The organism is Streptomyces graminofaciens (assembly GCF_030294945.1).
Lineage (GTDB): Bacteria > Actinomycetota > Actinomycetes > Streptomycetales > Streptomycetaceae > Streptomyces > Streptomyces graminofaciens.
The window spans coordinates 10,136,631-10,157,397 of record NZ_AP018448.1 but is presented as its reverse complement, the minus strand read 5'-3'; the positions used below and the strand labels follow the sequence as shown (position 1 = coordinate 10,157,397).

The 20,767-nt window shown below is 69.3% G+C and carries 17 protein-coding genes; 4 read left to right on the top strand and 13 right to left on the bottom strand.

The window, feature by feature from the left end; translation table 11 throughout:
- Window positions 1–53 precede the first annotated feature (53 nt).
- Complete coding sequence (gene pafA / locus SGFS_RS44705; protein ID WP_013004876.1) at window positions 54–1,415, bottom strand: Pup--protein ligase; 1,362 nt, start codon at window positions 1,413–1,415, stop codon at window positions 54–56.
- A 9-nt stretch (window positions 1,416–1,424) separates the two neighbouring features.
- Complete coding sequence (locus SGFS_RS44700; RefSeq protein ID WP_286258207.1) at window positions 1,425–2,684, bottom strand: MFS transporter; 1,260 nt, start codon at window positions 2,682–2,684, stop codon at window positions 1,425–1,427.
- 107 nt (window positions 2,685–2,791) lie between these two features.
- On the opposite strand from SGFS_RS44700, the gene SGFS_RS44695 reads away from it, so the two are divergent.
- Window positions 2,792–3,805, top strand: a complete 1,014-nt coding sequence (locus SGFS_RS44695) for a LacI family DNA-binding transcriptional regulator (protein ID WP_286258206.1) — start codon at window positions 2,792–2,794, stop codon at window positions 3,803–3,805.
- Between the two features lie 184 nt (window positions 3,806–3,989).
- Here the strand turns inward: SGFS_RS44695 and prcA are convergent, their stop codons facing one another.
- The 5 genes from prcA to arc all read right to left on the bottom strand — a co-directional run bounded on the left by prcA (window position 3,990) and on the right by arc (window position 9,695).
- A complete protein-coding gene (prcA, locus tag SGFS_RS44690) occupies window positions 3,990–4,730 on the bottom strand; it encodes a proteasome subunit alpha (protein ID WP_286258205.1) in 741 nt (246 codons plus the stop codon).
- 59 nt (window positions 4,731–4,789) lie between these two features.
- Window positions 4,790–5,635 (bottom strand): proteasome subunit beta, encoded by an 846-nt coding sequence (prcB, locus tag SGFS_RS44685; RefSeq protein WP_286258204.1) that lies wholly within the window; start codon window positions 5,633–5,635, stop codon window positions 4,790–4,792.
- 148 nt (window positions 5,636–5,783) lie between these two features.
- Window positions 5,784–6,002, bottom strand: coding sequence for a ubiquitin-like protein Pup (locus tag SGFS_RS44680; RefSeq protein ID WP_236239206.1), 219 nt, complete (start codon window positions 6,000–6,002; stop codon window positions 5,784–5,786).
- Between the two features lie 181 nt (window positions 6,003–6,183).
- Window positions 6,184–7,695, bottom strand: coding sequence for a depupylase/deamidase Dop (dop, locus tag SGFS_RS44675; RefSeq protein WP_350284056.1), 1,512 nt, complete (start codon window positions 7,693–7,695; stop codon window positions 6,184–6,186).
- A gap of 233 nt (window positions 7,696–7,928) precedes the next feature.
- Window positions 7,929–9,695, bottom strand: coding sequence for a proteasome ATPase (gene arc / locus SGFS_RS44670; RefSeq protein WP_286258203.1), 1,767 nt, complete (start codon window positions 9,693–9,695; stop codon window positions 7,929–7,931).
- Window positions 9,696–9,940: 245 nt separating this feature from the next.
- Between arc and SGFS_RS44665 the strand changes: the two genes are divergently transcribed.
- Window positions 9,941–10,246, top strand: a complete 306-nt coding sequence (locus SGFS_RS44665; protein WP_286258201.1) for a ferredoxin — start codon at window positions 9,941–9,943, stop codon at window positions 10,244–10,246.
- Between the two features lie 92 nt (window positions 10,247–10,338).
- On the opposite strand, the gene SGFS_RS44660 is transcribed toward SGFS_RS44665, so the two are convergent.
- From SGFS_RS44660 to SGFS_RS44650, 3 genes are all read right to left on the bottom strand, one after another.
- Window positions 10,339–10,914: a hypothetical protein gene (locus tag SGFS_RS44660; RefSeq protein WP_286258200.1), complete on the bottom strand. Its 576-nt coding sequence runs from the start codon at window positions 10,912–10,914 to the stop codon at window positions 10,339–10,341.
- Window positions 10,915–11,156: 242 nt separating this feature from the next.
- Window positions 11,157–12,059 carry a tRNA (adenine-N1)-methyltransferase gene (locus SGFS_RS44655; RefSeq protein WP_286258199.1) on the bottom strand — a complete coding sequence of 301 codons (903 nt, stop codon included), beginning with the start codon at window positions 12,057–12,059 and terminating at the stop codon, window positions 11,157–11,159.
- A 66-nt stretch (window positions 12,060–12,125) separates the two neighbouring features.
- Window positions 12,126–13,619, bottom strand: a complete 1,494-nt coding sequence (locus SGFS_RS44650; RefSeq protein WP_434028244.1) for a site-2 protease family protein — start codon at window positions 13,617–13,619, stop codon at window positions 12,126–12,128.
- Between the two features lie 680 nt (window positions 13,620–14,299).
- On the opposite strand from SGFS_RS44650, the gene SGFS_RS44645 reads away from it, so the two are divergent.
- Together SGFS_RS44645 and SGFS_RS44640 are read left to right on the top strand one after the other, a co-directional pair.
- A complete protein-coding gene (locus tag SGFS_RS44645) occupies window positions 14,300–15,220 on the top strand; it encodes a RecB family exonuclease (RefSeq protein ID WP_286258196.1) in 921 nt (306 codons plus the stop codon).
- 229 nt (window positions 15,221–15,449) lie between these two features.
- A complete protein-coding gene (locus tag SGFS_RS44640; protein WP_286258195.1) occupies window positions 15,450–16,121 on the top strand; it encodes a response regulator in 672 nt (223 codons plus the stop codon).
- 98 nt (window positions 16,122–16,219) lie between these two features.
- On the opposite strand, the gene SGFS_RS44635 is transcribed toward SGFS_RS44640, so the two are convergent.
- The 3 genes from SGFS_RS44635 to SGFS_RS44625 all read right to left on the bottom strand — a co-directional run bounded on the left by SGFS_RS44635 (window position 16,220) and on the right by SGFS_RS44625 (window position 20,652).
- Complete coding sequence (locus SGFS_RS44635; protein ID WP_286258193.1) at window positions 16,220–17,803, bottom strand: ABC transporter substrate-binding protein; 1,584 nt, start codon at window positions 17,801–17,803, stop codon at window positions 16,220–16,222.
- A gap of 100 nt (window positions 17,804–17,903) precedes the next feature.
- Entirely contained in the window at window positions 17,904–19,505 is a 1,602-nt protein-coding gene (locus tag SGFS_RS44630; protein ID WP_286258191.1) for an ABC transporter substrate-binding protein, read from the bottom strand.
- A 451-nt stretch (window positions 19,506–19,956) separates the two neighbouring features.
- Window positions 19,957–20,652, bottom strand: a complete 696-nt coding sequence (locus SGFS_RS44625; protein ID WP_286258189.1) for an HAD family hydrolase — start codon at window positions 20,650–20,652, stop codon at window positions 19,957–19,959.
- Between the last annotated feature and the right edge of the window lie 115 nt (window positions 20,653–20,767).

Below are 20,767 nucleotides of genomic sequence, written 5' to 3'. Positions count from 1 at the left end.
ACGAGAACGTACGGGGCCCGCGGCTGGTTTCCCTCAATCCGAGGTTTCGTCGGTCACATCCCGGCGATCAGCTTCTCCACGCGGTCGTCGACGGAACGGAACGGGTCCTTGCACAGGACGGTGCGCTGGGCCTGGTCGTTGAGCTTGAGATGCACCCAGTCGACCGTGAAATCACGGCGCTGTTCCTGGGCGCGCCGGATGAAGTCGCCGCGCAGCCGGGCCCGAGTGGTCTGCGGCGGAACGGACTTGCCCTCGAAGATCTTCAAATCATTGCAGATTCGGGTGGCTTGGCCTTTCCTCTCCAGGAGGTAGTACAACCCGCGACGGCGGTGAATGTCGTGATACGCGAGGTCTATCTGCGCGACCCTCGGGTGCGACATCGTCATGTTGTGCTTGGCCCGGTACCGCTCGATGAGCTTGTACTTCATGACCCAGTCGATTTCGGTGCCGATCCGGTCGAGGTCCTCGGCCTCGATCGCGTCGAGCGTGCGGCCCCACAGCTCCAGGACCTGCTCGACGGTTCCCGTACGGATGCCGCGGCGCTCGACGAAGTCCACGGCCTTCTCGTAGTACTCGCGCTGCACCTCCAGCGCGGAGGCCTCGCGGCCGCTGGCCAACCGCACCTTGCGGCGGCCGGTGATGTCGTGGCTGACCTCGCGGATCGCCCTGATCGGGTTCTCCAGGGTGAGGTCGCGCATGACCGTGCCCGCCTCGATCATGCGCAGCACCAGGTCGGTGGCGCCGACCTTGAGGAGCATGGTCGTCTCGGACATGTTCGAGTCGCCCACGATGACGTGGAGGCGGCGATAGCGCTCGGCGTCCGCGTGCGGTTCGTCCCGGGTGTTGATGATGGGTCGGGAGCGGGTGGTCGCGGAGCTGACGCCCTCCCAGATGTGCTCCGCGCGCTGGCTGACGCAGTAGACGGCGCCGCGCGGGGTCTGGAGCACCTTGCCCGCGCCGCACAGCAGCTGCCGTGTGACGAGGAACGGAATGAGGATGTCCGCGAGCCGGGAGAACTCCCCGTGCCGGGCCACGAGATAGTTCTCGTGGCAGCCGTAGGAGTTTCCCGCGGAGTCGGTGTTGTTCTTGAAGAGGTAGACGTCGCCCGCGATTCCCTCCTCGTGCAGGCGGCGTTCGGCGTCGACCAGCAGTCCTTCGAGAATGCGCTCGCCGGCCTTGTCGTGGGTGACCAGTTCGGTCACGTTGTCACATTCGGGTGTCGCGTATTCCGGATGTGAGCCCACGTCGAGATAGAGGCGGGCCCCGTTCCGCAGAAAGACATTGCTGCTGCGGCCCCATGACACGACACGGCGGAAGAGGTACCGCGCCACCTCGTCAGGAGACAGGCGGCGCTGTCCCCTGAACGTGCACGTGACGCCGTACTCGTTCTCCAGCCCGAAAATGCGGCGGTCCATGACTGAACATTACGCCCGATCCACCGAGCTGAAACGGGGTTCGACAGCACGGTTTGGATCATTTTCCGATGAGGCCGCGACCAGCGCACCCCCGGAAGGAACTGCGAGAACCCGTCCCGTGGCCAGGAGAACCAGCAGGGACACGGCTCCTGCGGCACCCGGCACGGCGAAGCCCCAGAGGGTTCCGCCCCACTCGACGACGGGGCCGGCGACAGCCGTTCCCGCCGACTGGCCGACGGTGAACGTGGTCACGATCCAGGAGAACGCCTCGGTGACCGTACCGCGCGGCGCGTGCCGGTCGACGAGGACGAAGGCGCAGGCTATGGCGGGCGCCAGGAACACACCGGCGAGCGTCGTGAGCCCCGTCATGCCGACGGGACCGGGCATCAGCGTCAGCGGCACGTAAGAGACCGCCAGCAGCGCCACCAGCACCTGAAGTCGGCGCTCCGGCGCCCCCTGCCACTGCCGCGCCCCGTACACCGTGCCGCCGAGGAGCGCGCCGAGCCCGACGCCCGCCATCAACCAGCCGTAGACGGCGTCGCCGCCCTTGTCGTCCGCGTAGGAGACGGCGGCGACGGTGATGGAGCCGAGCGCGATGCCGACGAACAGGAAGGCGCCGAGGAGCGCGAGCATCCCGGGCGAGCGCAGCGCGCCGAGCCAGTGCGCCTCGCGCGGGGCGGAGCGCCAGGCACGCGAGGGCGGCGAGAGGACCACCCAGAGGGCGCCGAGCACCCCGATGACGCTCAGCACGACGAGCGCGGCCGTCGCGGACCACAGCGCGACACACAGGGTCACCAACAGCGGCCCGACGGTGAACATGATCTCCTGGGCCACGGCGTCCATCGCGTACGCCGTGTGGACCTGCTCCTCCTTGCGGAGCACGGAGGACCACAGGGCCCGCAGACCGCCCTCCAGGGGAGGCGTGAAGAGGCCGGCGACGGCCATGGCGAGATACGCCAGGGGCAGCGGGTCCAGGCCCGAGAAGGCGAAGACGGTCATGCCGAGGGCGGAGACGACGGCTGCGGGGAGCTGGACGCGCGGCTGTCCGTGGACGTCCACGAGCCGCCCCAGCAGCGGCTGTCCGACCGCGTTGGCGGCCCCGTACACGGCCGCCAGCGCGCCCGCGAGGCTGTAGGTGCCGCCCTCCGCGCGGACGAAGAGCACGATCGCGATCGCGGCGGTGGCGTTCGGCAACCGGCCCACCAGCGTGCCGGCGAGCAGCCGCGCGGCGTGCCGCGCCCTGAGGATCTCCAGGTAACCAGCGGCCATGTCCTGCCTCTCGACGGCTCAAGGCGAGCGAAGTGTTACGTATAACGTGCTCTGCCATACGTACCATGTGCGCTGTCCGCGAGTCCAGACGAAGGAGCAGGCCGACGGTGGCACGAGGTAGTACGCGGCCCACGAGCCGTGACGTCGCCCAGGCCGCCGGGGTGTCGCAGGCGGCGGTCTCCCTGGTCCTGGGCGACAAGTGGCGCGGCCGGGTCTCCCAGGCCACGGCGGAGCGGGTACGGGAGGCCGCGCGGGAGCTGGGGTACCGGCCGAACCTGGCCGCGCGGAACCTGCGCCTCGGCCGGACGCGGACGGTGCTGCTGGTCGTCCCCGCCCTCACGACCGAGTTCTTCGCCGGCGTCTACACCGGCGCGGCCAGGGTCGCCGCCGACCACGGTTTCGGCCTCGTCCTCTACCCCTCACCGGAGGGCGTCGGTCCCGCCCGCGACCCCTTCGCCTCGGCCCAGGCCGCCCTCGACGGCGTCATCGCCTCCTCCATGGCCGCCGACGCCCTCAGCGCCATCCGCGGCGACCAGTTGCCGCTGGTGATGCTGGACAGCGACCCGTCGGGAAGCCTGGGCGCGGCCACCGTCAACCTGGACATCGCCGACGGCGTACGCCAGATCTGCGACCATCTGCTCGGCCTCGGCCACCGCCACTTCCTGCACCTCGCGGCCGACGTGCCCTCCTGGACGTTCGCGGTACGCGCGCGCGAGCTGGCGACGCGGGTCGGGGCGGTGCAGGGCACGTCCGTACGGACAGTGTCGGCACCCATCTCCATCGACGGCGCCCTGACGGCCACGGCGGCCGCCCTCGGCTCCTCCGGCCCCCGCCCCACGGCGGTGATCTGCGACGACGACAAGCTGGCGGCCGGCGCCTACAAGGCCCTCCGCCGCCTCGGCCTGCGCGTACCCGACGACATGTCCGTCACCGGCCTCGACGACCTCGCCCTCGCCACCGCCCTCGATCCCGAACTGACGACCGTGCGGCTGGACGCGGAGCTGTTCGGCGAGCGGGGCATGGCGGCCCTGCTGGCCGTTCTGGAGGGGCGTGCCCCGGAGGAGGGGGATATTCCGGTGGAGCTGGTGGTTCGGGGCTCCACGGCGCCTCCAGGGCCTTGAGAGCGCCGCTGAGCTTCGGTGGTCTTGCGGCTGTCCACCGTCTGTGGCGGGTCGCGCCCAGGCGGCGGAGCCCCGGATTGTCACAGCCCCGCGCCCCTTCGGGGCGTCGCAGTGCCCCTCCCGGACACCCGTGCGCCCCGGCCGCTCTCGGCCGGGGCGCACTACGGGCGGGGTCGGAGGGGGGTCACTCCTCCTCTTCGGCGCTCTCGGCCTCCGTGGTGGCACCATCGGCCTCCAGCAGTCTGGCCAGCTGGCGGCCCACGATGCGCTTGAACTTGCGCTGCTGGGGGCGGGTGCGGTCCAGGACCGCGACTTCCAGGCGCTCGGCGGGGATCTCCCGCTGGGTGCCGTTGGTCTCGCGGGACAGGGCCTGGACCGCGAGGCTCAGCGCCTCCGCCAGGCTCATGCCGTCCTGGTGGCGCTGGTCGAGGAAGTTGCTGATCAGCTCGGCGTTGCCGCCGACGGCCACCGAGCCGTGCTCGTCGACGATCGAGCCGTCGTGCGGCAGACGGTAGATCTGGTCGCCCTCGGGGGTCTCCCCCACCTCGGCGACGACCAGCTCCACCTCGTACGGCTTCTCGGCCGCCGAGGAGAAGATCGTGCCCAGCGTCTGCGCGTAGACGTTGGCCAGGCCCCGGGCCGTGACGTCGTCGCGGTCGTAGGTGTAACCCCGCAGGTCGGCGTAGCGCACGCCGCCGATGCGGAGGTTCTCGTACTCGTTGTACTTGCCGGCGGCCGCGAAGCCGATCCGGTCGTAGATCTCGCTGAACTTGTGCAGCGCGCGGGACGGGTTCTCGCCGACGAAGACGATGCCGTCGGCGTACTGCAGCACGACCAGGCTGCGGCCGCGGGCGATGCCCTTGCGGGCGTATTCCGCCCGGTCGGCCATGGCCTGCTGGGGTGAGACATAGAACGGCGTCGACACCGGTTATCCGTCCCTTTCTGTCGAAGTCACTGGATCACCTGGATAAGAGAGCCGGTCGGCTAGAGCAGCGCGGCGCGCGGGCCGTCGGGCTGCTCCAGTCGGCGCTCCAGGATCGAGCGGGCGATCTCGGAGGACTCCTCGTCGGTGAGCCGGCGGAAGCCGTCCTCGGTGATCACGGTGACGATCGGGTAGATCCGGCGGGCGACGTCGGGGCCGCCTGTCGCCGAGTCGTCGTCGGCCGCGTCGTACAGGGCCTGGACGACGAGTGTCGTGGCTTCCTCTTCGGTGAGGTCGGCGCGGTAGAGCTTCTTCATGGCGCCGCGCGCGAAGATCGAGCCGGAGCCCGTGGCCGCGTAACCCTGCTCCTCGGAGCGGCCGCCCGTCACGTCGTAGGAGAAGATGCGGCCCTTGTCGCGGTCGACGTCGAAACCGGCGAAGAGCGGGACCACGGCCAGGCCCTGCATGGCCATGCCGAGGTTGGAACGGATCATGGTGGAGAGCCGGTTGGCCTTGCCCTCCAGGGAGAGCTGTGCGCCCTCCACCTTCTCGAAGTGCTCCAGCTCCAGCTGGAAGAGCTTGACCATCTCGACGGCCAGTCCGGCCGTGCCGGCGATGCCCACCGCCGAGTACTCGTCGGCCGGGAAGACCTTCTCGATGTCGCGCTGGGCGATCATGTTGCCCATCGTGGCCCGCCGGTCACCGGCGAGGACCACACCGCCGGGGAACGAGGCGGCGACGATGGTGGTGCCGTGCGGGGCCTCGATGACGCCCTTGACGGCCGGCAGCTGTCGCTTGCCCGGGAGCAGCTCGGGCTGGTGCTCGGACAGGAAGTCCATGAACGAGGACGAGCCCGGCGTCAGGAAGGCAGCCGGCAGACGCCCGGTGCTGCGAGGGTTGGGTTCCACGCGATTCCTTCCACGTATGACTGTGGCCCGCCGAGGTGGGCCGGGCCGATCATCAAATCTGTGCACGGACCATACCCGCGCGGAGGCCGGTCATCCGTCCCGGCGCCGACCCGCTGGACCGGGCCGGCTCCGGGACGGACAACTGGCGCTACTCGCCGCCCTTTTGGACGAAGGAACGCACGAAGTCCTCGGCGTTCTCCTCGAGGACGTCGTCGATCTCGTCCAGTACGGAGTCCACGTCGTCCGACAGCTTCTCGTGGCGCTCCTTGAGGTCCTCGCTCGCCTGCGCCTCGGGCGCCTGCTCCTCGACCTCCTCGGTGGAACGCGTGGCCTTCTGCTGCCCACCGCCGGTGTCCTTGGTCGCCATCACCCTCACCCCGCTCAGTTCGCCCGACATGGTCGGCATTGCTGCCGATCGGTCATGATCAGACCCTACAAGCCGGGTCTGACATTGGCCCCGCAGTTTCCACAACGTCCGGGCACCACCTCGATGATTCCCGGACGCCGCTGTTTCCACCCTGCCCCGCTGATCGGCCGTGAACCCCCGTTCAGCCGCCGGAAAGCACCCTGACCAGGTCTTCCGCCGTGCGGCAGCGGTCCAGGAGCTCCTTGACGTGATTTCGCGTTCCGCGAAGGGGTTCGAGGGTTGGGACGCGCTGGAGCGAGTCCCGGCCCGGCAGATCGAAGATCACCGAGTCCCAGGAGGCGGCGGCCACGTCGTCCGCGTACTGCTCCAGACAGCGACCGCGGAAGTACGCACGGGTGTCCTCCGGCGGCTTCGTACGGGCGCGGTCGACCTCCGCCTCGTCCAGGAGCCGCTTCATCCTGCCGCGGGCCACCAGACGGTTGTAGAGGCCCTTCTCGGCGCGTACGTCGGCGTACTGGAGGTCTACCAGGTGCAGCCGCGCCGCGTCCCAGTCGAGGCCGTCACGGCGGCGGTAGCCCTCCATCAGCTCCCGCTTGGCGACCCAGTCCAGCTCGCCGGCCAGGCTCATCGGGTCGTTCTCCAGGCGGTTCAGGGTGTCCTCCCAACGGGTCAGGACATCCTTGGTCTGCTCGTCGGCATCGGCCCCGAACCGCTCCTCCACGTACTTGCGCGACAGCTCGTAGTACTCCATCTGAAGCTGTACGGCGGTCAGCGTGCGCCCGCTGCGGAGCGTGACGAGCCGCTGCAGCGTGGGGTCGTGCGAGACCTGGTGGAGGGTGCGTACGGGCTGGTCGACGGCCAGGTCCACGGCGATGAAGCCGTCCTCGATCATGGACAGGACCAGGGCCGTGGTGCCCAGCTTGAGGTAGGTGGAGATCTCCGAGAGGTTGGCGTCGCCGATGATCACGTGCAGGCGGCGGTACTTCTCGGCGTCCGCGTGCGGCTCGTCGCGGGTGTTGATGATCGGGCGTTTGAGGGTCGTCTCGAGGCCCACCTCGACCTCGAAGTAGTCCGCCCGCTGGCTGAGCTGGAAGCCGTGCTCGTGGCCGTCCTGGCCGATGCCGACGCGGCCGGCTCCGGCGAAGACCTGGCGGGAGACGAAGAACGGTGTCAGGTGGCGCACGATGTCCGAGAAGGGGGTCTCCCGCTTCATCAGGTAGTTCTCGTGCGTGCCGTAGGAGGCGCCCTTGTTGTCGGTGTTGTTCTTGTAGAGGTGGATCGGCTGGGCGCCTGGGAGCTGGGCGGCCCGTTCCGCCGCCTCGGCCATGATGCGCTCGCCCGCCTTGTCCCACAGGACGGCGTCCCGGGGGTTGGTCACCTCGGGGGCGCTGTACTCCGGATGTGCGTGGTCGACGTAGAGACGCGCGCCGTTGGTGAGGATGACATTGGCGAGGCCGATGTCCTCGTCGGTGAGCTGGCTGGAGTCGGCGGCCTCGCGGGCGAGGTCGAAGCCTCGCGCGTCCCGCAGCGGGTTCTCCTCCTCGAAGTCCCACCTGGCCCGGCGGGCCCGGTGCATCGCCGCGGCGTAGGCGTTGACGATCTGGGACGAGGTGAGCATGGCATTGGCATTGGGGTGGCCGGGGACGGAGATGCCGTACTCCGTCTCGATGCCCATTACTCGCCGTACGGTCATGCGGCCCTCCTTGCCCGGCGGCGCCCTCGGTCGGGGGCGCTGCTCAAGTACCGCTGGTGCTCCGGTGCGTGTGCGGTGCCCGTCCCCGCACTGCGCGACTCGGCGGTACGAAAGAGCCTAGAACGCCACCGCGCCGGTGGGGAGATCATTTGCGTCATTCCCTGCTCCAGCCGTGCCCCGAAAAACAGTCGGCTGCGGGTACCCACCGAGGGCACCCGCAGCCGCCCTGTCTTTTACAGGTACTGTCCGGTGTTCGCCACCGTGTCGATGGAGCGACCGGTGTCGGCACCCTGCTTTCCGGTGATCAGCGTACGGATGTAAACGATCCGTTCGCCCTTCTTTCCGGAGATTCGGGCCCAGTCGTCCGGGTTGGTGGTGTTGGGCAGGTCCTCGTTCTCCTTGAACTCGTCCACACAGGCCTGGAGGAGGTGGGAGACGCGAAGGCCCTTCTGGTTCTTCTCGAGGAAGTCCTTGATCGCCATCTTCTTGGCGCGGCCGACGATGTTCTCGATCATGGCGCCGGAGTTGAAGTCCTTGAAGTAGAGGACTTCCTTGTCGCCGTTGGCGTAGGTGACCTCCAGGAAGCGGTTCTCGTCGGACTCCGCGTACATGTGCTCCACGGCCGTCTGGATCATGCTCTGGACCGTGGTGCTCTTGGAGCCGCCGTGCTCGCCGACGTCGTCCGCGTGCAGCGGGAGACGCTCGGTGAGGTACTTCTGGAAGATGTCCTTCGCCGCCTCGGCGTCCGGGCGCTCGATCTTGATCTTCACGTCGAGCCGGCCGGGGCGCAGGATCGCGGGGTCGATCATGTCCTCGCGGTTCGAGGCGCCGATCACCACCACGTTCTGCAGGCCCTCCACACCGTCGATCTCGGCGAGCAGCTGCGGGACGATGGTGTTCTCCACGTCCGAGCTGACACCGGAGCCACGGGTACGGAAGAGGGACTCCATCTCGTCGAAGAAGACGATGACGGGCGTGCCCTCGCTGGCCTTCTCCCTCGCACGCTGGAAGACGAGGCGGATCTGCCGCTCGGTCTCACCGACGTACTTGTTGAGAAGCTCGGGACCCTTGATGTTGAGGAAGAAGCTCTTGCCCTGGGCCTGGCCGGTCACCTCGGCGACCTTCTTGGCCAGCGAGTTCGCCACGGCCTTGGCGATGAGCGTCTTGCCGCATCCGGGAGGCCCGTAGAGCAGGACGCCCTTCGGCGGCCGCAGCTCGTGCTCCTTGAACAGGTCGGGGTAGAGGTAGGGGAGCTCGACCGCGTCTCGGATCATCTCGATCTGGTTGCCGAGGCCACCGATCTGTTCGTAGCCGATGTCCGGGACCTCTTCGAGGACGAGTTCCTCGACCTCGCTCTTCGGAACGACCTCGTAGACATAGCCGGAGCGGGGTTCGAGCAGGAGGGCGTCACCGGGACGGATGGTGATGTCCAGCAGCGGCTCGGCGAGCCGCACCACCCGCTCCTCGTCGGTGTGCCCCTGCACCAGTGCGCGCTCGCCGTCCTCGAGGATCTCCTTGAGGGTGACGATGTCACCGACGCTCTCGTACTCCATGGCCTCGACCACGTTGAGCGCTTCGTTGAGCATCACTTCCTGGCCGCGCCTGAGCTCCTCGAGCTCGACGCTGGGGCTGACGTTCACCCGCAGCTTACGGCCGCCGGTGAAGATGTCGGCCGTGCCGTCCTCGTTCGCCGCGAGGAAGACACCGAAGCCGGCCGGCGGCTGTGCCAGGCGGTCGACCTCTTCCTTGAGGGCCACGATCTGATCGCGGGCCTCACGGAGCGTGTTCGCGAGCCGTTCGTTCTGCGCGGACACGCCGGCCAGATTGGTCTGCAGCTCGACGATCCGCTCTTCGAGAATCCTCGTGTGTCGCGGAGAGTCGGCGAGCTTGCGTCGCAGGACGGCGATCTCCTGCTCAAGGTAGGCAATCTGCCCGGCCGGGTCGTCGGACCCTCGTCCCGGGCGGATGCCGCGGTTCATGTCGTCGTCGTGGGCTGCCACGGTCCTCACCTCCTCCAAGGGGAGCTGGACGCTTCCAGACCCTACCTGGGTGGGTGTCGATTGAAACCCCTAGATCACAAAGACGGTCGGGGTGTGTCCGATCTTCACCCTTGCGCTCTCCCTCACGCCAGGGGAATACCCACCGAACATGATTGGGAAGCCGCCCCAGGTAGGGTCGAAGTGTTCAACACCCGTCAGAGCCTGCATCGTTCCCGACCGGCTCGACGAGAGAAACGGCAGGAGAGATGACCGTGCAGCACGAGGCCGGAGTCCAGGGCGAGGCGCTCGAGGTCTGGATCGACCAGGACCTGTGCACCGGCGACGGCATCTGCGCCCAGTACGCCCCCGAGGTGTTCGAGCTGGACATCGACGGGCTGGCCTACGTCAAGAGCCCCGAGGACGAGTTGTTGCAGGCCCCCGGGGCCACAACGCCCGTGCCACTGACGCTTCTCACCGATGTCGTGGACTCCGTGAAGGAGTGTCCCGGCGAGTGCATCCATGTACGTCGCGTTTCGGACAGCGTCGAGGTCTACGGACCCGGCGCGGAGTGATCTCGGAGTGACCTCCCCAGCACTCCACGTCACCCCGTGTCTGCTTTCTCACACCGTGTTTACCGTGTGATCATGTCCTGTTCGGCGGCTTGTCAGACGTTTTGCTCCCCGGCCTGCTTGGAGCGCAGGAACTTCCCGCTCTTCCACTGCCACTTGACGGGATCCGTCACGTCCGGGCAGCAATTCGGTACGTCGGCCGAGGAGTAGCCGTGGACGGTCGCGGTGACCTCGGCGTCACGGACGGCGAGGTCCGAGACCGTCTCGCGGTCCTTGGGGTTCACGAGGGTGGCGACCACGCGCGGTTTCGCGTCGGCCGTGCCCAGGGTGAGGACGTACACGCCGTCGGGCGGGGTGCCCATGCTGGCGTCACAGTGCACGGCGGCCACCGTCTCCGGGCTGCCGTCGCCGTCGAGGTCTCCCGAGACCTTCTTCTTGACGACGATGCCGACGGGTCCGCAGTCGAGGGGGAACTTCACGTCCGCGGGGTCGGGGGCCGTCACCGTCACCGGGGCGGGCTTGGCCTCCGGGCCCGGCTGGGCGGCTCTCGCCGCGTCCGGTTGCAGGGCCGACGACAGGGCCACGACACCGGCTAGGGCGGTGGCCGTGGCGACCCAGTGGATCGGGTGGGGGTGCGCGTGTGCCAGTTCCGGGACGGCGGATTGCTGCACTAGGAGCGTCTCCTGAGAGGGCTGTGCCGGTTGAGGTGACCCGCATGCTGCCACACGTCACGGTGAGTGCGGAACGGCGGGGTACGGGGTTCGCACGGCGTTCCGGTGGCGCGCCAACGGATAAGCGCCGTGGCCGAGTTCCCGGGCGCTGCGGGGAACTCGGCCACGTCAAGGGCACGTTGTACGCGGCACAGGGCCGCCCACTGGAAGAGGTGCCGGGGAGGTGCGGGGTGGGGTGCGGCTCAGCGCCCGGCGCCGCCGTCGGCGTTGGGGCCCTCGTAGTCCTCGCCGTACGCGCCCTTCGCGGGGCGGCGGCGGCGCATGGGCGGCTCGACGCCGTCCGCGAGGCGGCGGGCGGTGAGCAGGAAGCCGGTGTGGCCGATCATCCGGTGGTCCGGGCGGACGGCCAGGCCCTCGATGTGCCAGTTGCGGATCATCGACTCCCAGGCGCTCGGCTCGTTGAAGCAGCCGATCTCGCGGATGGACTCGACGGTCCGGGCGAGCTGGGTGGTGGTCGCCACGTAGCAGCAGACGATGCCGCCGGGGACGAGGGCCTTGGAGACGGCCTCCAGGCACTCCCAGGGGGCGAGCATGTCGAGGATGACCCGGTCGACCTCGGTGTCGCTCAGGTTGTCCTGGAGGTCACCGACGGTGAGCTGCCAGGCGGGGTGCGGGCCACCGAAGTAGCGCTCCACGTTGGCCTGTGCGATCTCGGCGAAGTCGGCGCGGCGCTCGTAGCTGTGCAGCATGCCCTGGTCGCCGATGGCGCGCAGCAGGAAGCTGCTGAGCGAGCCGGAGCCGACGCCGGCCTCGACGACGCGGGCGCCGGGGAAGATGTCGGCGAAGGCGAGGATCTGCCCCGCGTCCTTGGGGTAGACCACGGCGGCGCCGCGGGGCATGGACAGGACGTAGTCGGGGAGCAGGGGGCGCAGCGCCAGGTAGGCGACGTTCCCCGTGGTGCGGACAACACTGCCCTCGGGCGCACCGATCAGCTCGTCGTGAGGAAAGGAACCCTTGTGGGTGTGGAAGTTCTTTCCCTCTTCGAGCGTGAACGTGTAGTGGCGTCCCTTGGGGTCGGTGAGCTGGACCTGGTCCCCGACCTTGAAGGGCCCGCGACGGCGGGCGGCACCGGTCGGTTCGGACATGTGAACAGCCTACCGGTCCCCGGAGGGAGCGCCGACCACGGGAAAGCGCCGAGCACCGCGGGTGTTTCAGCTGGGGCGGGCCATGGCCTTCACGAACGCGCGCTCCACGTCTGCCGCCGAGAGGACGCCGTAGATCTCGCCGGAGTCCTCCACCACCAGGTACTCGGTGGCCGGGGTGGCGCGGAGGGCGTCGAGGAGCTCTTCGCCGGCCAGTTCGACGGAGACGCGCATGCCGTCGGTGAGGTCCTGGGCGAGGCCGCTGACGGCGACCCAGGGGCGGCGGTGCTCGGGTACGCCGACGATGGCGGCCTCGCGGACCAGCGACAGGGGCTCGCCCTCGGGGTCGACGACGACCAGGGCGCGGGCGCCGGCGTCGTTGGCGCGGCGCAGGGCCTCGGAGAGCGGGGTGTCGGTCTCCACGGGGACCGCGCGGCGGGTGAGGGTGCGGGCGCGCAGTTCGGGCAGGTGTTCGCGCAGCCGGGCCATGCGGAGGCTGTTGCCGGCGCCGGTCCAGATGATCGCGGCGAGGATCGCGGCCAGCAGGGCGTCCATGACGGTGTCCATGCCGACGCTGTCCTCGGCGGCGGCGCCGAGCAGTCCCGACTGGGTGAGCAGCGGCAGCCCGATAAGGACGGAGACGGCGAGGGCGCGGCCGACCCAGGCGGCGGCGATCGTGCCGCTCATCGGCTTGCCGGTGATCTTCCAGACGACGGCGCGAAGCATCCGGCCGCCGTCGAGGGGCAGTCCGGGCAGCAGGTTGAACGCGGCCACGATCAGGTTGGAGATCATCAGGCCGGCCAGCAGGACGCCGGGGACGGTGGCCGGCTCGACGCCCTGGAGGGCGAGGTAGAAGACGCCGGCGAGGATCAGTGAGAGCAGGGGGCCGACGAAGGCCAGCACGAACTCTCGGCCCGGGGTCTCCGACTCCTTCTCGATCTCCGAGACCCCGCCGAAGAACTGCAGCTGGATCCGGCGCACCGGCAGCTTGAAGCGCAGGGCGGCGACCGTGTGCGCGAGTTCGTGGACGAGGACCGAGGCGTAGAAGGCGACCGCGAAGAAGAGGGAGACCAGGTAGCGGGCGGCGCCGAGCTCCGGCAGGACGCGGTCCAGCTGGCCGCCGAAGACCCAGGTGATCAGGGCGGCGACGAGGAACCAGCTGGGGGCCACGTACACGGGTACGCCGAAGGGGCGGCCCATGAGGATGCCACCGCCGGGCTCCTTCGGGCGCTTCGGCGGCTTGGGGGCGCCGGAGTGGGCGTGGGGGCGCGCGGAGGTGTCCGTGTGCTCCGACTTGTCCGTCGGCTCCGGCTTCCTGAGGTTCGTCGTGATCTCGGACTTCGGGTTGGTGGGGGTGGGGTTCGTCGTGGGCGCCGGGCCCGTCGAGGACGCGGGGCCCGCGGGAGGCTCGGTGCTCGGCGACGGCTTGGCCTTCGTCGGCAGCTCCAGGTTCATGGTGGCTTCGGGGCTCGCCGCGGGCTCGGGCTTCGCCGAGGACTCGGAGTCCGGCGACGGCTCGGCACTCGCGGACGGGTTCGGCTTCGCCGGCAACCTGAACTTCATCGTGGTCTCGGGGCTCACCGCGGTGGGCGCGGGCTGCGTCCGGGATTCGGGGCCGGCCGAGGGCTCGGGGGTCGCGGGAGCCTTCGGGGGCGTCGAGGGCCCGGCACTCTCAGGCGACTCGGAGCTTGTCGGCGGACCGAAGGGGGCCGGCGGCCTCGAGCTTGCCGACGGCTCGGAGTTGGTCGGCGGCTCGGAGTGCCCCGGGTTCCCGGAGCCCGTGTCGGGGTTCGAGTTCGTGGGTTCCCGCGCGTCCTCGGAGCTGTTGCTCTGCGCCTCCTCGGCGCCCTGCGCGGTCCCAGGGCGCCGCGTCGCCCCGTGAGAGTCGCCGTCGGATACGGGAGCGGGCTCCTCGCGGTGGGGTGCGGCAGGGGTGGAGGCGGGGTCGGCGGCGCCAGCCTCCGTCGGTGTCCCGGTCACGTCGCGGTGCGCGCGCTCGGGCGCCTCGTCGCTGTCGGACCGCGGCTGCCCGCTCCCGCCGCTCTCGTCCACGATGTCCCCTCGTTCGAAGCGTCTTCCGCGCCCGGTGGGGGCGGGCGGAAGGGTCTGTGGTCGATGCTATGCGGTCGTCCTGTCACGTTCCGCCCCGGCACCCCCTCTGATCTCCCTCGCGTCACAGGCGTACCACCGTCGAACGGACCCGTGGCTGTCACTGTCAGTGGCGGGCCGTATGGTCTGTCGTCATGGAAACCAGCACCGACGGCGGCGACGGCACCGGAGCCGCTCCTCCCGTGGAGACGGCCGTCGTGGCCGCCGTGCCCCCGGCGTCGCTGTCGCCCTCGCGCGCCGGCGACTTCATGCAGTGCCCGTTGCTCTACCGGTTCCGGGTGATCGACAAGCTGCCCGAGAAGCCGAGCGAGGCGGCGACGCGTGGCACGCTGGTGCACGCGGTGCTGGAGCGGCTCTTCGACGCGCCGGCGGCGGAGCGCACGGCACCGCGGGCCAAGTCCCTCGTGCCGGGGCAGTGGGACCGGCTGCGGGAGAGCAGACCGGAGGTCGTGGAGCTGTTCTCGGACGACCCGGACGGCGAGCGGCTGACCCGCTGGCTGGGGGAGGCCGAGCGGCTCGTGGAGCGCTGGTTCACGCTGGAGGACCCGACGCGTCTGGAGCCCGCCGAGCGCGAGCTGTTCGTGGAGGCCCAGCTGGACTCGGGCCTCAAGCTGCGCGGGATCATCGACCGGGTGGACGTGGCGCCCACGGGCGAGGTGCGCATCGTCGACTACAAGACGGGCAAGGCGCCGAGACCCGAGTACGCCGAAGGCGCGCTGTTCCAGATGAAGTTCTACGCGCTGGTGGTGTGGCGGCTCAAGCAGGTGGTGCCGCGCCGCCTCCAGCTCGTCTATCTGGGCAGCGGTGACGTCCTGACCTACGACCCGGTGGTCGCGGACCTGGAGCGGGTGGAGCGCAAGCTGCTCGCGCTGTGGGAGGCGATCAGGGAGGCCACGGAGACGGGTGATTGGCGGCCCCGGCCGACCAAGCTGTGCGGCTGGTGCGACCACCAGGCGGTGTGCCCGGAATTCGGCGGCACTCCCCCGCCGTATCCGCTGCCGGTGAGGTCGCCCGGCTCCGCGGCCGGTGCGCAGGGCAGAATGGGCCCGGACTAGGCGACGCCGCGGAGGTCCAGAAGGGCCCCAGGGCCTTTCCGGATCGGGCCCGGGTCGTGGGGGCGGGCACGCGTATCCGGGGCGTCGGCGTCGGTTGCCGACGCCCCGCGTCGACGACCTCCTCCGCTCGCGGCCGCACGCGCCGAACCCCCGCTCACCGGCACCGGACAGGCGCCGCCACCCGAAGCCGGCCTGATCCTCGGGACAGGCCCTAGCGAAGGAGACTTTCGTGGCCATCCGCGTCCTACTGGTCGACGATCAGCCGCTGCTGCGTACCGGCTTCCGGATGATTCTGGAGGCGGAGCAGGACATCGCGGTCGTCGGTGAGGCCGGCGACGGCCTCCAGGCAATCGACCAGGTGCGGGTGCTGCAGCCCGATGTGGTGTTGATGGACATCCGTATGCCGCGCATGGACGGCGTGGAGGCGACCCGGCAGATCACGGGGCCCGGGCGGGACGGTCCGGCCAAGGTGCTGGTGCTGACCACCTTCGACCTGGACGAGTACGTGGTGGAGGCGCTGCGGGCCGGGGCCAGCGGGTTCCTCCTCAAGGACGCGCCGGCGGCCGAGCTGGTGCAGGCGATCCGGGTGGTCGCCGCGGGCGAGGCGTTGCTCGCGCCCAGCATCACGCGGCGGCTCCTCGACAAGTACGCGTCCCACCTGCCCTCGGGCGACGAGCCCGTGCCGGACGCGCTGAACACGCTCACCGACCGCGAGGTCGAGGTCCTGAAGCTGGTGGCGCGGGGGTTGTCCAACGCGGAGATCGCCGCCGATCTGTTCGTGAGCGAGACCACCGTGAAGACGCATGTGGGGCATGTGCTCACCAAGCTCCAGCTGCGCGACCGGGTGCAGGCCGCCGTGTACGCGTACGAGAGCGGGCTGGTGCGGCCCGGCGCGCAGTAGCCGCACAGAGTGCTTCAGCCGGGCAGAGTACCTCGAAGCCCGAGGGCGCCCTCTTTCGTCGAAGAGGGCGCCCTCGGGCTTCGTACGTGCCGGGTCGGTCAGTCCTTGCTGATCTCCCAGAAGCGGAAGACCGTCGAGGCGTCCAGGCAGTACTCCAGGCCGTAGACGTCGTTGCGGACCACGGCGTACTGCTTGGCCTGCCAGACCGGGAGGACGGGGACCTCGTCGGCGACGATGTTCTGCAGCTCGGCGTACTCCTGCTCGGTGGAGGAGCGCTCGCTCTCGGCGGCCGTCTTGGGCAGGAGTTCACCGGTGATGGTGCTGTTGCCGTAGTTGTTGTCCAGGACGTTGCCCTTGCCGAAGAAGGGGCTGGTGAAGTTGTCGGGGTCCGGGTAGTCCGGCACCCAACCCTTCACATAGACGCCGTACTTGCCGGCGGCGATGTCCTTCTCGTACTGCTCGAAAGGCACGGACTTCACGGTCGCGGCGAACAGGCCGCTCGCGTTGAGCTGCTTGGCGATCGCCTCGAACTCCTGGTCCGTGGAGGGGCCGTAGCGCTCCGGCGTGGACCAGAGCGTCAGCTTCACCTTGTCGGTGATGCCGTCGGCGCGCAGCGCGGCCTCGGCCTTCGACGTGGAGGGGCGGGCGCCGTAGGTGTCGAAGAAGGCCGTGTTGTGGCCCGTGATGCCGGCCGGGATGATCGAGTACAGCGGGGTCGCGGTGCCCTGGTAGACCTCGTCGATGAGGGCCTCGCGGTCCAGCAGGTGGGCGATGGCCCTGCGGACGCCGAGCTTGCCGGCGACGGGGTCGTCCATGTTGAAGACCAGGTGCTGGACCTCGGCGCCGCTGCCGTCGACGATCTCGACGCCGCTGGCGGTGGAGGTCTCGGTCTCGATGTCGGAGATGTCCCCGGCGCTCAGGCCCCGGTAGGCGAGGTCGACGTCGTCTTCCAACAGGGCCTGCTTCAGGGCGTCCTGGTCGCCGTGGAAGAACCTGAGGGTGACGCCCTCGTTCTCGACGTCGGCGCTGCCCGCGTAGTTCTCGTTGATCGAGAAGACGGCCTCGTCCTCGCCGAAGGAGTCCAGCTTGTACGGGCCGGAGCCGACCGCCTCGCCGTCCTTCCTCAGGCCGTCGGCGTCGTACGAGCGGTGGTCGACGATCGAGCCGGCGCCGGAGGCTATTTTGCTCGGGAAGGTGGCGTCGGCGTACTTGAGCTTGAAGACGACCGTCTTGGCGTCCGGGGTCTCGACCTCGTCGAGCATGGGGAACATGATCGCGGGACCGGCGTCGTCGTTGATCTTCAGCATGCGGTCGAAGGAGAACTTGACGTCCTTCGAGGTGAGCGAGTCACCGTTGCTGAACTTCAGGCCGCCTTTGAGCTCGCACTCGAAGACCTTGGTGCCGGTGCCCGTGAAGGAGCACCTTCTGGCGAGGTCGGGCTCGGGTTCGGTGGCACCGTTGGGGAAGCTCAGCAGCGACTGGAAGACGTTGTTGAAGAGCAGCCAGGATCCGGGGTCGTAGCCGGAGGCGGGGTCGGTCGCCAGGACGTCGTCGGACATCCCCATCACCACGTTGGAGCCGGAGTCCCCGGAGCCGCCCGTTTCCGAGCCGCAGCCGGTGAGCAGGCCGGCGGCCAGCCCTGTCGCGATGGTCAGGACCGGCCACTGGGTGCGCATGTTCACGTATGAGTGCCTTGTGTCGTCGGTGGTCGTACGGACGCGCCGGGCTCCCCCGGGGCCTGTGACAAGGCCCTGGCCCGGGCGGTGGTGCAGTGAGGTGCTGTTAGTCGCTGATGCCCCGGCCCAGCTCCCACAACTGGAGCGTCGAGGAGGAGTTGACGGCGTACTCGGCGCCCGTGACGCCGTCACGCACGGCGACGTACTGGTTGCCCTGCCACAGCGGCAGGATCGGGACGTCGTCGGCGACGATGTCCTGGATGCCGGTGAGGGACTCCGACGCGGTGAGGCGGTCGGCCTCGCGGCGCGACTCCGGGATCAGCGTGCCGCGGATCTTGCTGTTGGCGTAGGGCAGCTTGAGGAAGTTGTCCTTGTCGAGGAAGGGCGCGAGGTAGTTGTCGGCGTCCGGGAAGTCCGGGAACCAGCCCATGCCCCAGACGTCGTACTCGCCCTTGCGCTCGGCGGGGACGAAGGCGTTCCAGGGCTCGCCCTTGATGGTGACGTCGAACAGGCCGCTGTCGTCGAGCTGCTTCTTCAGCTGCTCGAACTCCTTCTCGGTGGCCGGGCCGTAGTGGTCGGTCGTGTAGTGCAGGGTGAGCTTGACCGGGGTGGTGATGCCGGCGGTCTGGAGGGTCGTCCGCGCCTTGGCCGCGCTCGGCTCGCCGTACTTGTTGTAGAACGAGTTGGAGTGGCCGGTGATGCCCGCCGGGACCAGCGAGTAGAGGGGTTCGGCCTGGGAGCCGTACACCTTGGCGACCAGTTCGGCGCGGTCGATGACCTCGGCCATGGCCTGGCGGACGGCGGTGCTCACCTCGGAGGCCTTGGTGTTGAAGGCGAGGTAGCGGATCTCCAGGCCGGATGACTGGACGACGTCGATGTCACTGTCATGGGACTCGGAGAACTTGGTGATCTGCTTCGGCGACATCGTACGGGTCATCAGGTCGATGTCACCCTTTTCGAGCGCGTCACCCATGGCGTCGGCGCTCGCGAAGGAGCGCAGCACGACCTCGTCGTTCTTCGGCTCCAGATTGCCCTTGTAGTGGGGGTTCTTGGTGAAGACGGCCTTGACCATCTCGTCGTTCTCGACCTGGGCGTCGAGGGTGTACGGGCCGGAGCCGTCCACCTTGAAACCGTCGCGCAGCTTGTTCTTCTCGTAGTCGTCCGGATTGACGATGCCCGCGACCGGCGTGGAGAGCTTGTAAGGGAAGGTGGCGTCGGAGGTGTTGAGGTGGAAGATGACCTCGCGGTCACCCTCGGTCTCGATCGTGTCGATCGTGGACAGCAGGGCGAAGACACCGCTGTCGGCCTTGATGGCCCGGGCCCGGTCGATGGAGAACTTGACGTCCTCGGCGGTGATCGCGTCGCCGTTCGCGAACTTCAGGTCCTTGCGCAGCTTGCAGACGTAGCGCTCGTTGCCGTTGTCGGTGAAGCCGCAGCTCTCGGCGGCCTCCGGCTCGGGCTCACCCTCGCCGCGCGGCTGGACGAGCAGCGTCTGGACGGTCTGGCGGAGGATGTTCCAGGTGCCGACGTCGTACGCGTAGGCCGGGTCGATGGGCGCCGGTGTGTCCTGCGAGACGGTGAACCGGTCGGTGGTGCCGACGACGATCGCGTCGCCGCTGTCGCCCCCGCCGCCGGTCGTGCCGCAGGCGGCGATCACCGGCGTGAGCAGACCGATGACGGCCGGCAGCACCAAGGTCTTGCGGTTCATGCTCGAGTTTCTCCAGAGCTGGGGCTCCGTGACGGGCGCCGGCGGGGGTGGGCGCGAGCGGGTCACGGGACGGTACGGCGATGTTCTCGCAACGACATTAGCCCGCACCGTGCAAAGCCCTCGCGCGCACCGGAGTTGAGTTCCCATCACGCTGCGGAACCGCGTGTGGACGCACCGAAAGGCCGCCGACGGAATGATTAGGTGCACCCTTCACCAATCGGGACACATGGACGCGCCCAACACCCCCGAAATGGGGGATTGGACGCGCGTAGACCCTGCCGGCGGAACGGGTGCAAGTGGCAAAGGTCACATACTGAAAGGGGTTGGCAGACTCGGGAATTCAGTCGGTTCGAGGCGTCGAAAATGCCGTGCGAGGAAATCCATGACGATCTTCGATTTCCTCGCACTTTCAATTGTTCACAGTGGGTGAACAGGTTGTGCATTTCCGTCGTCAGAGGACCAGGAGGCCGCGGAGAAACGGCAGGTCCACCTCTTCCAGGGAGGCCACGACGGTGCGCCGGACGGCGGGGGCGATGGGGGCCACGGAGGGGACGGCGACCACATGGCAGCCCGCGGCCTCGGCGGCCGCGACGCCGGTCGCGGTGTCCTCGATGACCGCGCACCTGGTCGGATCCGCGCCGAGCCCGGCGGCCGCGAGGAGGTACGGGTCGGGGTGCGGCTTGGTGCGCTCCACCTCGTCACCCGCGATCGTCAGCGCGAAGTGCTGGGGGCCGAGCCCGGTCAGGACGCGGTCGATGATCCGGCGGTGCGAGGCGGAGACCAGGGCGGTGGGCACGCCGTGCGTGGCGAGTTCGGCGAGGAGTCTGGCGGCGCCGGGCATCAGCGGCAACGCGCGCCCGATGCGCTCCTCGAACCCGTCGTTGAGCAGCACGGTGAGCTCGGCGAGGGTGATGTCGGCGCCGGTGGCCTCGATCAGGAAGCCCGCGCTGCGGCTCATGGGGCCGCCGACCACGACATGGCGCCAGGTCTCGTCGAGGGTGTGGCCGAGAGCTCCGAAGACCTCGACCTCCACGTCCCACCAGAAGCCCTCGGTGTCCACCAGAGTGCCGTCCATGTCGAGGAGTACGGCCTGAAGCGCGGAACCTTCGGCCGTACGGGTTCCGAGCGCGGGGATCGTCGTCGTCATCCGGCGCACCTCCTTGTGGGACGAGCAGGCCGGTTCCCTGATGGGGAACCGGCCTGCGGTGGACCGACCAGTCTACGACGCTGCCGACAGAAACGCCTTTGTTTGTCCTGTGGGC

Coding starts and splice junctions, on each gene's coding strand:
- SGFS_RS44655 (WP_286258199.1), bottom strand. CDS start 12,059: ATGTCCGAACCGACCGGTGCCGCCCGCCGTCGCGGGCCCTTCAAGGTC.
- dop (WP_350284056.1), bottom strand. CDS start 7,695: ATGACCGTACGGCGAGTAATGGGCATCGAGACGGAGTACGGCATCTCC.
- SGFS_RS44680 (WP_236239206.1), bottom strand. CDS start 6,002: ATGGCGACCAAGGACACCGGCGGTGGGCAGCAGAAGGCCACGCGTTCC.
- SGFS_RS44625 (WP_286258189.1), bottom strand. CDS start 20,652: ATGACGACGACGATCCCCGCGCTCGGAACCCGTACGGCCGAAGGTTCC.
- SGFS_RS44700 (WP_286258207.1), bottom strand. CDS start 2,684: ATGGCCGCTGGTTACCTGGAGATCCTCAGGGCGCGGCACGCCGCGCGG.
- SGFS_RS44630 (WP_286258191.1), bottom strand. CDS start 19,505: ATGAACCGCAAGACCTTGGTGCTGCCGGCCGTCATCGGTCTGCTCACG.
- SGFS_RS44650 (WP_434028244.1), bottom strand. CDS start 13,619: ATGAAGTTCAGGTTGCCGGCGAAGCCGAACCCGTCCGCGAGTGCCGAG.
- pafA (WP_013004876.1), bottom strand. CDS start 1,415: ATGGACCGCCGCATTTTCGGGCTGGAGAACGAGTACGGCGTCACGTGC.
- SGFS_RS44645 (WP_286258196.1), top strand. CDS start 14,300: ATGGAAACCAGCACCGACGGCGGCGACGGCACCGGAGCCGCTCCTCCC.
- SGFS_RS44665 (WP_286258201.1), top strand. CDS start 9,941: ATGACCGTGCAGCACGAGGCCGGAGTCCAGGGCGAGGCGCTCGAGGTC.